Genomic DNA, 13,508 nt, shown 5'->3' on the forward strand with positions numbered 1-13,508 from the left:
TAGAGCAGAGGGTGCGCAGTGCACAGGCGTAACGGAGGTTGTCTGCTCAGACAAATAAATGGAGAAAAGGAGTCACACTTATGGGTATTATTTTTCACGAAGAAACAAAGACATTTCACCTTACAAATGGCGAGATAAGCTACATCATGACAGTGCTCCCCAATGGACATCTGGGAAATCTGTACTATGGTAAGGCGATAAGGGACAGAGAGGATTTCTCACATCTGTTGGAGCTTGTCCAGAGACCTATGTTTCAGTATGTATATGACGATGACAGACTGTTCTCACTTGAGTCAGTGAAGCAGGAGCTTCCTGTGTACGGAACCACAGACTACAGAGCACCGATGGTTGAGGTACTTCAGTCAAATGGCAGCAGAATATCAGATTTTGTATATGTATCACATGAGGTAAATGAGGGCAAGCCAAAGCTTGAGGCATTGCCGGCAACATACACGGAGAATGATGACGAGGCAGCGACATTGATCGTCACATTGAAGGATTCACTCACAGGCATAAAGGCGAGAATGCTCTATACGATATGGAGCGACAGACCAGTCATAGCAAAGAGTGTGGAGTATGTAAATGAAGGCACAGAGGCGGTACATCTCACCACTGCTTACAGTATGTGCCTGGATCTCCCTGATCCTGATTATCAGTGGATGCAGCTCTCAGGCGCATGGGCAAGGGAGCGCAACATAATAACAAGGGATCTCGAGCAGGGCGTACAGTCGATAGGCAGTAATCGTGGCCATTCATCCCATGAGCACAATCCGTTCATCGCATTGAAGAGAGAGACAACGGACGAGAACCAGGGAGAGGCGATTGGAATAAGCCTTGTATACAGCGGCAATTTTAAGATACAGGCAGAGGTTGACACGAGAAATACAGCCCGCATTCTTGCCGGAATAAATCCGGATACATTTGACTGGAAGCTCGATGCAGGTGAGCATTTCCAGACTCCTGAGGCAGTCATCGTATACTCAGATCAGGGACTCAACAAGATGAGCCAGACCTTCCACAAGCTGTATCAGAAGAGACTTGCAAGAGGCGAGTGGAGAGATAAGCCGAGGCCGATCCTCATCAACAACTGGGAGGCTACATATTTTGATTTCACCAGAGAGAAGCTCATAGCCATCGCCCAGAAGGCAAAGGAATGTGGAGTTGAGCTGTTCGTCCTTGACGATGGCTGGTTTGGAGCAAGAACTACAGACCATGCAGGTCTTGGAGACTGGGTGGCAAATCCTGACAGACTCCCAGAGGGAATCACAGGAATAGCAGATGATATAGAGAAGGTAGGCTTGAAGTTCGGACTCTGGTTCGAACCTGAGATGACAAATAAAGATTCAGACCTCTACAGAGAGCACCCAGACTGGATACTTTCAGTTCCGGGCAGACATGACTCACACGGAAGATTCCAGTACGTTCTGGATTTTTCCAGGAAAGAGGTCGTTGACAGAATATATGAGATGATGGCAAAGATACTGAGCACGGCAAAGGTGTCATATGTGAAGTGGGATATGAACAGAAGTATCACCGAGTGCTATAGTGCGGCTCTTCCGGCTGATAGACAGGGCGAGGTGTTCCACAGATACATACTTGGTGTGTACGATTTGTATGAGAGACTCACAAGCACATTTCCACATGTACTCTTTGAATCATGTGCCAGCGGCGGCGGACGTTTTGATCCGGGCATTCTCTACTATGCGCCACAGGGCTGGACAAGTGATGACACGGATGCCATAGAGAGAGTCAAGATCCAGTATGGAACATCCATGTGTTACCCGATCAGCAGTATGGGAAGCCACGTTTCGGTTGTGCCAAATCATCAGACAAGACGTGAGACTCCGCTTAAGACCCGTGCAAATGCTGCATATTTTGGAACATTTGGATATGAGCTGGATCTGAACAAGCTCACAGCCGAGGAGATAGAGGAGGTCAAGAAGCAGGTCAAGTTCATGAAGGCATACCGTGAGGTGATCCAGTACGGAACATTCTACAGGCTTGCAAGTCCATTTGACGATGAGGAGTGCGGCTGGATGGTCGTATCAGACGATAAGAAGACCGCCATCGTTGCGTGGTTCAGAACACTCTACACACCGAACAAATGCTTCACCAGAATGAAGCTCCACGGCCTTGATCCTGATGCGATATATAGCTGCAATGTGTTCGGGGGACAGGCGCTCACAGTGAGCAAGACACCGGATGGAAAGCTGATATATGAGAAAGTGTCAGGAGACAAAGGAGAGGATTCTGCAGTCAATGTCATCGCAGGCCCATCATGCTATGGCGATGAGCTGATGAACCTCGGACTCATCACTAGCGACACATCGGCGGGAGAGATAGTCGGAGAGGATATGCCTTGCGGAGACTATGATTCCAGACTCTATGTGCTCAAGGAAGAGTAAGCGGGTTTGCGAAAAAATTTTCCTGCTTTTTCGGGCAGAAAAAGAAAAAAGACAGTATATCCGAGTCAAAAAACTAAGATAATAAATTCCAAATAACCGCACTCGTGGTCTATAATTGAAATAAGGTAGTTAAGATGTGCCTGTATGGGTTATTTCTGACGACCGGCAAAGGGCATGGTACCAGAAAGGCCATAGTGGCAGGACTTCTGGGAATGCTGCCGGATGATACAAGGATTCCGGATGCCCTGGACATAGCAGACGAGCAGATGGCGCTTGAGGTGAAAAATAGACTAAAAATGTAGACAGAAACTATGGCATTTGTCAAATTGCATAAATAAGGTTTTTTTAGCCTGCAAACATGATATAATTGCATAAAGAATGTTTTGAAAATGCAGTTGGGGATGATCAGATGAGCAACAGGAAGAGAATATGCGTTATAACAGCACAGGTTGAAGAGAGTACACAGAATCGCTTCATGCAGGGATTTCTGAAGCAGGCATATGATATGAATTACGATGTCTGCATATTTTCCATGTTTTTGAAGTACCAGGATTCAACAGACAGGGAGGTTGGCGATTCAAACATCTACAACCTTATTAATTTTAACCTTTTTGATGCTGTGGTATTGTGTCAGGACACCATACAGACTCCGGGAGTCGTAGAAAAGCTGGAGAAGCGCCTGCAGTCAGAATTTGCAAATGGTGTGGTAGTGGTAGTCGACAAAGAGAATAACATATTCCCAACGGTCATGATGGATCATTATACCCCTATAGTAAAACTCGTGGATCACCTTATAGAGGTTCACGGACACAAGAATATATATTTCCTGGGCGGACTCAAAGAGCACATACACTCCAAGCAGCGACTCGCCGGTTACATAGACAGCATGAAGGCGCACAACCTGCCGGTTACGGACGACATGATATATTATGGAACATACTGGTACGACAGCGGCGACTACATGGTGGACGAGCTTGTGAAGGATAAGGAGCATCTGCCGGATGCCATCGTATGTGCAAATGACTGTATGGCCATCGGAGTGTGCACCGCATTTGACAGATATGGAATAAGAGTTCCCGAGGACATAGCCGTGGTGGGCTATGACTCCATAGAAGACGGAAGAAACAGTCCTGTTCCGATCACATCTGCGGACATACCGGCGGATGACTGCGGGCACTACTGTATGAAATATATAGATGCAAAGCTTAACGGACATGACGTACCGGAATTCAAGTCCAACGTGGAGCTGTACATAGGTGGAACCTGTGGCTGTGAGGGCTGGGAACGAGAGACAGTCAGGATCAGAAGAGACAAATGGGAGACAGACCTCTCAGAGACCGGCTTCTACTCTTGCTTCAACAACATGGCGGATGACCTTGTGGCGCAGACGAGCGTGGAGTCATTCTTCGACACCGTGTCGGAATACGTGTACCAGATAAGACCATTTGAGAGCTTCCATCTGTGCCTGAACGACTACTGGAGAAATCCGGAGGTCATGACCGGCGATGAGGCACTTCGCCACGGTTACACAGATCATGTATACAGACTGATAAAGTGTGGCCCGGATGAAAAAGAAGAGAGACACATACGCTACGACGACGTATTCGAGTCTGCGAAGCTGTTGCCGGAGCTGTACGAGGACAGGGATTATCCTACAGCGTTCATATTTACACCATTGTTCTTCCAGGACAGAAGCTTTGGCTATGCAGTGGTGAACTACGGTGCAGAGCCGAGGGTGTACGAAGATGTATACAGATCCTGGATCAAGACGGTTGCCAGGGACATGGAGTCATTTGCAAGACATCAGGGACTCAATGTACTTCTAAACAAGCTTGAGGCGGATCAGATAAGAGATGGTCTCACCGGAATGTACAACTTCAGAGGCTTCATGGGCAGGGCAAATGACATGATAGTCCAGGCCGCTGAAGAGAAGTCCGAGATACTTGTGTTGGCGGTGGATCTGAAGAATACACGCCAGATAAACAGCAATTACGGAAGAACAGAGGGTGACAGAGTCCTGAGCTATGTTGCCCAGTCGATAAATGAGATACTTACCCCATACGAGATATCCATGAGGATGGGAAATGACGAGTTCGTCATAGCCACAGTGGCAAAGAGTGGCGATATCTCAAGGGGAGAATATATAGCCGAGGAACTCAAGAAGAAGCTTGAGGCGGCAAACAGTGGCGGAAAGGACGATTACGAGCTCGGTATATATTACGGATGTAAGAAGGCTCTGGTCAAGTCATCTGCCGAGCTGGAGACCCTCATCAACGATGCGGTCAACCAGAAGAACCGCATAAAAGAACAGAACAATGCCAAGGGACGCAACAAAGCGACGATAACGAACAGGGATCTGGAGAGAGATGAGATAGTAGCTATGATACTGGACAACAACATGCTTACATATCATTTCCAGCCTATAGTAAGTGCCCGTGACGGAAGCATATTTGCATACGAGGCACTTATGAGGATACTGGTTCCTATGAGAATGTCACCCCCTGAGCTTCTGGAGAGTGCAGAGAGACTGAACAGACTGTACGATGTGGAAAAACTCACACTGTTCAACATCGTGGAGATCGTGGCATCGAATCCTGAGATGTTCAGGGGCAAGAAGGTATTTATCAACAGCATGCCGGGGCATATGCTCAACGCACAGGACAGAAATGAATTCATTTCAAAGGTGAAGACGCTCCAGTGTGCAGGCATCGTCATAGAATTTACCGAGGGAGCAGAGCTGTCGGATGCGGAACTGAATGATCTCAAGGCATTCCTCAGAGGAAATGGCATGGAGATCGCCATAGACGACTACGGCTCAGGCTATTCAAATGTAAACAATCTTCTCAGGTATATGCCTGAGTATGTGAAGATAGACAGAATGCTTCTGACAGGGATCGATGCAGACCCACACAGACAGCATTTCGTCAAGGATATAATAGAATTCACCTCGACCAACGACATCAAGGCGCTGGCAGAGGGCGTTGAGACCACGAAGGAGATGAAGACCGTCATCCAGCTCGGTGCGGATCTCATTCAGGGATACTATACCGCCCATCCGAACGCGGAGGTGGTACAGCTCATATCCCCACAGGTTGTGAATGAGATAGTTCAGTACAACCAACAGGAAGAGGTGGCTGAGAACAGCAGCATATTTGTCATGGAGCATGAGAGAAGTGCATCACTTCTGAAGCTCACATCCCGGGGAATCAGGAAGATAGTTGTGGCACAGAGAGCCGGTGGCGACAACAATGTTCGCATAGTCGGCGCACAGGGCTTCAAGTCAGATATGACACTCAAGATAAAGGATGGTTTCACCGGAACCATAGTGCTGCAGAATGTAAGCTTCTCGGGCGACCGTGACAAGCCTTGTATAGACTGCGGTGAGAATACGGATCTGCACATCATGCTTGAGGGTAAGAATTTCTGTAGGAATGGCGGAATAAAGATACCGGAGTCGTCCAGAGTGACATTTATCGGAGATGGGGATATAATGATCCGCGTCAACGGTAACAGCTATTACGGAATAGGCAATGACATTAATTCAAAGCATGGAGTCATGAAGTTCAAGCAGGAGGGCGCCATTAATATAGAAACAAACGGTGTGAACGGAGTGGCAATAGGCGCCGGACTCGGAGGAGATATACGTATAGAGAAGGGACGATACGACCTGTATATCAACGGCGAGAACGGAGTTGCTATTGGAAGCATAAGCACCCCGGTGAATCTGAATCTCCTGCAGGCGGACATAGACATAACCTATGAGGCTGCAAATGGAGTCGCCATCGGCTCGGTGAGCCAGCATGCAGATATCGCGATAAAGAACACATCCATATCGCTCAGAGGATCGGGCAACAGATACGTGGCGGTCGGAACCCTGGACGGAGATGGATGCAGCGTAGATATAAGCAGAGCACATGTGGACATGAACCTTAAGGGCAATTCGTGTATAGCCATGGGATCTGACCATGGAATAGCAGACATACGCATGACGGACGCCAACTCAAGGCTGGCGGTTCAGGGCGAGGCGTGCTTCGCACTTGGAAGCAGAGACGGCACAGGCATGCTGTCCAGCAATAATGCAGATCTGAATGTGGTTGTCAGGAATTCACTGAACATAGATATATCCGCGGCAGAGCAGGACATACGTCTGGTGAATGGAAGATACATGTTCGTTCTGAACAATGAGAATATAGAGCGCAAGGTAGTAGAGCGATATTAATTCAAAGGAGTATAAAGGAATAATGGAAAGAGAGACTATGTGTATACAGGCTGGATACCAGCCTAAGAATGGGGAGTCAAGAATGATACCGATCGTACAGAGCACAACGTTCAAGTACGACACGAGCGAGGATATGGGTAAGCTGTTTGACCTTGAGGAGAGCGGCTATTTCTACACCAGACTTGCAAATCCGACAAATGACTATGTGGCAGCCAAGATATGTGCCCTGGAGGGGGGATCGGCAGCAGTGCTCACATCGTCAGGACAGGCAGCAACATTCTTCTCGGTATTCAACATTGCCGGAGTGGGAGATCACGTTGTGGCATCATCCACCATATACGGAGGAAGCTTCAACCTTTTTGCTGTGACCATGAAGAGAATGGGTGTGGAATTCACATTTGTGGATCCTGACTGCTCGGACGAGGAACTTGAGGCAGCGTTCAGACCAAACACCAAGGCCGTGTTTGGCGAGACCATAGCCAATCCGGCACTCATAGTATTCGATATAGAGAGATTTGCAAATGCGGCACATGCACACGGAGTACCACTCATCGTGGACAACACATTTGCCACACCGATCAACTGCAGACCTATAGAGTGGGGCGCAGACATAGTCACACACTCCACCACGAAGTACATGGACGGACATGATGCAACCGTGGGTGGGGCGATCGTGGATTCAGGCAAATTCGACTGGATGGCACACGCAGACAAGTTCCCAGGACTCACCACACCTGATGAGTCATATCACGGAGTGGTATACGCAGAGAAGTTCGGCCAGGGCGGCGCATATATCAACAAGATCGTGGCACAGCTTATGAGAGATCTCGGCCCGATACCTGCACCTATGAATTCGTACATGCTCAATCTTGGACTGGAGTCGCTTCACGTGCGTATGCCACGTCACTGTGAGAACGCACTGGCGGTTGCGAAGTTCCTCGAGGCACACGATAAGATAGCCTGGGTAAATTATCCTGGACTTGAGAGCAGCAAGTATTACGAGCGTGCTAAGAAGTATATGCCGGACGGCACATGTGGAGTTGTGTCATTTGGCGTCAAGGGAGGAAGAGCTGCTGCGGAGGCCTTCATGAAGGAACTCAAGGTTGCGATGATAGCAACACATGTGGCGGATGCACATACATGCGTTCTTCATCCTGCATCAGCTACACACAGACAGATGAATGACGAGGAGCTTCTGGCGGCAGGAGTAAGTCCTGATCTTGTGAGACTGTCGGTGGGCATTGAGAATGTAAAAGACATAATAGCAGATCTTGAAAATGCACTGGATAAGGTACAGATATGAGAATAATAAATATAACCGACCTTTCGGCACCCGAGCTTGATATATATGCGCGCATGTCAGAGAATCAACTGGCGCACATATATGAACCGGCTTCCGGGCTGTTCATAGCTGAGAGTCCAAAGGTCATAGAGAGGGCACTGGATGCGGGTTACGAGCCAGTGTCCATTCTATTGGAAGACAGGCACGTGGAAGGACAGTGCGCGGATATAATAAAGCGGTGCGGAGATATACCGATATACACAGCACCATTTGATGTCCTCACGAAGCTCACGGGATTTGCCCTGACAAGGGGGATGCTGTGCGCCATGAGGAGGGCAGAGCTGCCGTCTGTTGAGAGCGTGTGTGAACATGCCGCCAGAATAGCGGTGCTTGAGGAAGTGATGAACCCGACAAATGTGGGAGCGATATTTAGAAGTGCGGCGGCACTCGGGATGGATGCTGTACTGCTCACGCCGGGCTGCAGTGACCCGTTCTACAGGAGGGCGGCAAGGGTCAGCATGGGAACGGTGTTCCAGATACCGTGGACATATATTACATTTGACACCCTGGGTCTTGCACACAATAAAGCAGATCATGGCATATGGCCGGAGTTTGGGATGGAACAACTTCACAGTATGGGCTTCAGGACGGCATCCATGGCGCTAAGAAATGACACGATAGACATACACGACCCGGAGCTGAAGCAGATCGACAGACTTGCAGTAATACTGGGAACCGAGGGAGAAGGCCTCAAGACAGAGACAATAGATTCCAGCGACTACACAGTGAAGATACCAATGTATCACGGAGTGGACAGCCTGAATGTGGCTGCAGCCAGTGCCGTGGCATTCTGGGAGCTTGGCAGGCGCTTGTAAAACGTCGAAAAACATCCCTCAAAAAATACGCATACATATCTACAGGATATGGAAAATATGTTATAATAGTCAGGATGTGAACGGACAGGCTCACAGTCGGCAGAAGGAAAAGACTTAGGAGGATGATAGACATGTTTTATGCTATTTCAGGAATTAACGGGGATTATGAGGCATACAAGAGAGCACTCAAGAAACTCAAGTTTCAGAACCTTGACGATATAAAGGAAGAGGACATCATGAACGAGGAGGCTGTCATCAGCACCCTTGAGGGCGAGGATGTCCTGTATGTCCTTGGCAATATAATCGGAGCAGGCGGCGGATCCATGAAGATACTTCAGGATATGATGAGCAGAGATAATGTCATCGCAGTTGTCGGTGAGAACGAGTACAAGATCACACAGGCACTCAAGGCACTGAATGACCATATCCAGTCCACAGGTGAGGTGCCACCACAGATGCTGGTAGACAAGATAACATCCATGCTTGGAGAAGAGCTCTCAGGTGCGGTGGAGGAGTTCCTGCAGCTTGACGATGAAGAGCGTGAGGATGTCATAGAGTATATAGATGAGATTTCTGAGGAAGCGTTCCTCGAAGTGATGATGGCGAGAAAGAAATTTGTGCTGGTTCACGCCGGAATAAGAAACTTCGATCCGAAGAAGGAACTGGATGAGTACGACACAGAGGACTTCATCACAGAGCCAGCAGATCTGGACAAGACATATTACAAGAACAGAACACTCGTCGTTGGACATGTGCCAACCACAGAGCTCGGCGGTGAGGGCAAGATCGTTAAGAAGAACAACAACGTTGCCATCGACTGCGGGTGCGGCAAGGGCGGACAGCTTGGAATATACTGCCTGGGCAACGGCTCGGAGATGTATGTATAATAGAATAAAGAAGAGATTGACACGGCGGGATATGAAATATCATATCCCGCTTTTTTATTATGGAAGAAATTGGATTAAGAAAATAAAGTGGTTTATACAAATTGTATAGTTAAGCGAAAAATCAACGAGGATTTTTGTCGATTTTAAATCGCAAATGGAATTGAAAAATTGTGAAGAAACTGTTAAATTAGGGTGTGAGCATGGATAAAGAATTTTCCTATATAAATATTTATAGTTTTTTATAAAGAAAACAGGAGGAAAACATGGGTGTTATAGATTTTCATTCACATATACTGCCGGGTATAGACGACGGCAGCAGGAATGTCGAGACATCTATAGGCATGCTTTGGATGTGCAAAGAGCACGGCGTGGATACTATGATAGCAACGCCGCACTTTTATGCTGATTCAAATACTGTGGAGAGGTTCATTGATTCAAGACAGAAAGCATATGATAAAGTCATGGCTGAGAATATGGACATACCGCAGATTATAATGGGGGCAGAGGTCGCGTTCTTTGCAGGAATAAGCAGAGCGGAGAAAACGGACGCACTAAAAGTAGAAGGAACTGATATCATGTTGCTGGAGATGCCGTTTGTGACATGGAGTGATTCGGTAGTGCAGGAAGTACGAGACTTAATTGAGAAGAGACATTTCCATATCATACTAGCTCATATAGAGCGATTCTTACAAATACCAGGCAACAAGCCATATGTGAGACAGATCCTTGAACTGCCAGTTACGGTGCAGGTGAATGCGGAGACACTTCTGGATTTCAGACAGAAGGGCAAAATGCTCAAGATGTTCAAGAAAGGACAGGCACACATCATAGGAAGCGACTGCCATGGTATGCATCACAGGGTGCCGAACTTGTGGCTGGGCCGCGAGGTGCTGGAGAAGAAGCTGGGACATGAATTCCTGGAGAACATGGACAGCTACGGAACAAAGCTCCTGAAAGAACATCAGATACACCCATAATCAGCAATAACAACGAAACATGTAAAAGATAAACAGATAGATGGAGGACAACAACATGTCTAAGAAGACAGCGATAATCATCAGTATTGTGCTGTTCATAATACTGTGTGGTCTTATTGTGTGCGAGAAGAAGTGGCCTACAGCGGGAACAGACCTGCTTATGCTGAACGTTCTGAGATAGCACATTACATTCCAACGAGGTGATACATATGTCATACAGGAACAGAACACTATCAGAAAAAAAGAGAATATACAAGAAGCTTGGACTTGTGATCGCAGCCATACTGGTCGTATGCATTGCACTGGCGATAGCACTCAGACCGACAAAAGGAAATGCATCACACAATGCATCGGGCACACAGGCGGTTGAAGGCATGATCGAGGTGGACGGAGTCAAATACGTTCCCAAGAAGAATATAGAAACATATCTTTTTATGGGAATCGACAACATGGGCAAGGTTCAGAAAGTCACCGATTATGAGGGGGCAGGCCGATGCGATGTGGTCATGCTGATGGTCAGAGACCTGACAGATGGAACATACAAGACGCTGAGCATAGACAGAAATACCATAGTGGAGCAGGATACACTGGATCCCGACGGAACCTACGTTGCAACGAGCCCGGCACAGCTTGCTCTGGCACATGAGAATGGTGACGGAATGGAGATAAGCTGCGAGAACGTGGTCAAGGCGGTGTCAAACTTCCTTGGCGGCCAGAAGATAGACGGATACGCAGCGGTGAATATGGGGGCCATAGGAACCATCAACAATCTGGCTGGCGGAGTCACGGTTACCATAGAGGATGATTTCTCCAAGGTGGATAAGACCATGAAGCAGGGAGAGACCATCACACTGACCGATGAGCAGGCAGTACATTTTATCCATGACAGATTCGATGTGGGAGATGAATCCAACACCCAGCGAATGAAGCGTCAGGAGGTGTACAAGGCAGGACTCAAGGATAACCTGGCGGCAAAGTGCAGCGAGGATAACACATATCCACTGACCATATATGACGCCCTGGGAGATTACATGGTGACTGACATCAGCTCACAGAAGTTCTCTAAGCTGGCACTCCTTGTTCTCAAGGAAAAGGACGCCGGAACGGTGTCGATAGCTGGAACGGAGACCGTAGATGATCTCGGATTTGTCGAGGTGGAGCCGGATGCGGACAGCCTTCAGCAGGCGATCGTAGAGCTGTTCTACAAGGAATATAACTAGCATCACACATTTGATGCAGGGGATATAGATACAAAAAACGGATGGAGGGAATATATGAATTCCAACAAGAAAATGGCTGCTGTGCAGGATGAGACCACACAGATAGCCGCAGTGAACACATACAAGAATACAGAGGATGATGAAAATGAGATCGATCTCCTGGACATGGGAATGGCGCTTCTGGAGAAGCTCCCATACATCATACTGTGCTTTCTGATCGGTGCGGTGCTGTTCAACGCATTTGCATACTTCCTGATCAAGCCGACATACCAGTCGACAGCCAAGCTGTACGTGGTATCAGCATCAGATGATTCCATAGTAAATCTCCAGGATCTGAACATCGGTTCATCCCTGACCAAGGATTACGAAGACCTGATACTCAGCTATCCGGTTCTCGACCAGGTCATCGAAAAGCTCGGCCTTGATATGGACTCAGAGGGGCTTGCCAAGATGATAACCCTTGAGAATCCTTCAGACACACGAGTCCTGAAGATCACGGTCACAAGCACTGACAAGCAGCAGGCATGTGACATTGCAAATACACTGGCAAACGTGTCGATAGAGTATCTACCGGATACCATGAGCACAAGCGCACCTAACATAGCCCAGGTTGCAAGGGTAGCAGACCAGAAGGTCGGACCAAGCTACCTTAAGTACACCGCCATAGGTGCATTGCTTGGAGCACTCATCTACTGCCTGATCGTCATTGTGGGATACCTGATGGATGACACGATCCACTCAGCAGACGACATGGAGAAGTATTTCGGAATAGTACCGCTCACGACAATACCTGAGAGCGACCAGTTCAGAACAGACGATTCAGATGAAGAGCCTGGAAAGAAACATAACAGGAAAGAGAGGGTCAGAGCATGAAGAAGCTTAACATAGAGTTTCAGGAACTCCCATATGCAGTGGAGGAGGCGATGAACCGTCTCAGGATCAACATAAAGTTCTGTGGTAAGAACACAAGAAAGATACTCATAACCAGCAGCATGCCAAATGAGGGCAAGAGCAGCGTGGCGATCAACCTGTGGAAGATGCTCGCCGAGGCAGGATTCCCTGCAGTGCTGGTGGATGTGGATCTTCGTAAGTCAGTCATAAAGGACAGACATCACATAAAGGATGCTGACAAGCTTCCGGATCTTGGATATTTCCTGTCGGGACAGTCCGAGATGGAGGATGTCATCTATGAAACACAGGTAGAAAATGCATACATCGTACCTTGTATGAACCTTTTGGAGAACCCATCGGCTCTTCTGGAGGATGCTAGATTTGCAGAGCTTCTTGACAAGCTGGCAGAGACATATAGGTATGTCATTATAGACTCGCCACCGCTTGGCAGTGTGGCGGATGCCGCTCAGATCGCATCACTGTGCGATGGCGCAGCTCTGGTAGTCAGAGCAGGTGAGACATCAAGAAGTCTCATCAAACAGTCATTCCAGCAGCTTGACCAGGTAGGTTGTACGCTGCTTGGAGTCATACTCAACAGAGCCCAGACAACGGGTAGAGCATACAAGAAATACTACGGCAAGTATGGCAAATACTATAGCCAGTACGGCTATGGTTATGGCACTTACGGCAAAGAGGCTGCAGCCTCCAGCGACAGTACCCCGTCAAAATAATTCACTTTGGATATAACGCCA

General features: G+C 47.9%; 11 protein-coding genes. All 11 read left to right on the forward strand.

Going from position 1 to position 13,508, the window contains the following annotated elements; genetic code table 11:
* Nucleotides 1–80 precede the first annotated feature (80 nt).
* The 11 genes from ABUA34_RS01295 (at nt 81) to ABUA34_RS01345 (ending at nt 13,487) form a co-directional block, all read left to right on the forward strand.
* Nucleotides 81–2,405, forward strand: a complete 2,325-nt coding sequence (locus tag ABUA34_RS01295) for an alpha-galactosidase (RefSeq protein ID WP_349822728.1) — start codon at nt 81–83, stop codon at nt 2,403–2,405.
* A gap of 134 nt (nt 2,406–2,539) precedes the next feature.
* Nucleotides 2,540–2,707: a serine dehydratase beta chain gene (locus ABUA34_RS01300; protein WP_082431301.1), complete on the forward strand. Its 168-nt coding sequence runs from the start codon at nt 2,540–2,542 to the stop codon at nt 2,705–2,707.
* Between the two features lie 107 nt (nt 2,708–2,814).
* A complete protein-coding gene (locus ABUA34_RS01305) occupies nt 2,815–6,624 on the forward strand; it encodes an EAL domain-containing protein (protein WP_015534751.1) in 3,810 nt (1,269 codons plus the stop codon).
* Between the two features lie 22 nt (nt 6,625–6,646).
* The gene (locus ABUA34_RS01310) at nt 6,647–7,927 is read left to right on the forward strand and encodes an O-acetylhomoserine aminocarboxypropyltransferase/cysteine synthase family protein (protein ID WP_015534752.1); all 1,281 of its coding nucleotides are present in this window, start codon (nt 6,647–6,649) and stop codon (nt 7,925–7,927) included.
* Entirely contained in the window at nt 7,924–8,781 is an 858-nt protein-coding gene (locus tag ABUA34_RS01315) for a TrmH family RNA methyltransferase (RefSeq protein WP_349818879.1), read from the forward strand. Before ABUA34_RS01310 ends, ABUA34_RS01315 begins: the two co-directional genes overlap by 4 nt.
* A 131-nt stretch (nt 8,782–8,912) precedes the next feature.
* Nucleotides 8,913–9,668 (forward strand): metallophosphoesterase family protein, encoded by a 756-nt coding sequence (locus ABUA34_RS01320; RefSeq protein ID WP_015534754.1) that lies wholly within the window; start codon nt 8,913–8,915, stop codon nt 9,666–9,668.
* 263 nt (nt 9,669–9,931) lie between these two features.
* Nucleotides 9,932–10,645: a CpsB/CapC family capsule biosynthesis tyrosine phosphatase gene (locus ABUA34_RS01325; RefSeq protein WP_022217122.1), complete on the forward strand. Its 714-nt coding sequence runs from the start codon at nt 9,932–9,934 to the stop codon at nt 10,643–10,645.
* Nucleotides 10,646–10,700: 55 nt separating this feature from the next.
* Nucleotides 10,701–10,826 (forward strand): hypothetical protein, encoded by a 126-nt coding sequence (locus ABUA34_RS01330; protein ID WP_015534756.1) that lies wholly within the window; start codon nt 10,701–10,703, stop codon nt 10,824–10,826.
* A gap of 28 nt (nt 10,827–10,854) precedes the next feature.
* Nucleotides 10,855–11,865 carry an LCP family protein gene (locus tag ABUA34_RS01335; RefSeq protein WP_055145509.1) on the forward strand — a complete coding sequence of 337 codons (1,011 nt, stop codon included), beginning with the start codon at nt 10,855–10,857 and terminating at the stop codon, nt 11,863–11,865.
* A gap of 54 nt (nt 11,866–11,919) precedes the next feature.
* The gene (locus ABUA34_RS01340; RefSeq protein WP_117550424.1) at nt 11,920–12,738 is read left to right on the forward strand and encodes a YveK family protein; all 819 of its coding nucleotides are present in this window, start codon (nt 11,920–11,922) and stop codon (nt 12,736–12,738) included.
* The gene (locus tag ABUA34_RS01345; protein ID WP_349822729.1) at nt 12,735–13,487 is read left to right on the forward strand and encodes a CpsD/CapB family tyrosine-protein kinase; all 753 of its coding nucleotides are present in this window, start codon (nt 12,735–12,737) and stop codon (nt 13,485–13,487) included. Before ABUA34_RS01340 ends, ABUA34_RS01345 begins: the two co-directional genes overlap by 4 nt.
* Nucleotides 13,488–13,508 lie beyond the last annotated feature (21 nt).

The sequence above is a fragment of the Coprococcus sp. RTP21428st1_C9_RTP21428_210409 genome, assembly GCF_040227395.1.
Classification (GTDB): Bacteria; Bacillota; Clostridia; order Lachnospirales; family Lachnospiraceae; genus Coprococcus; species Coprococcus aceti.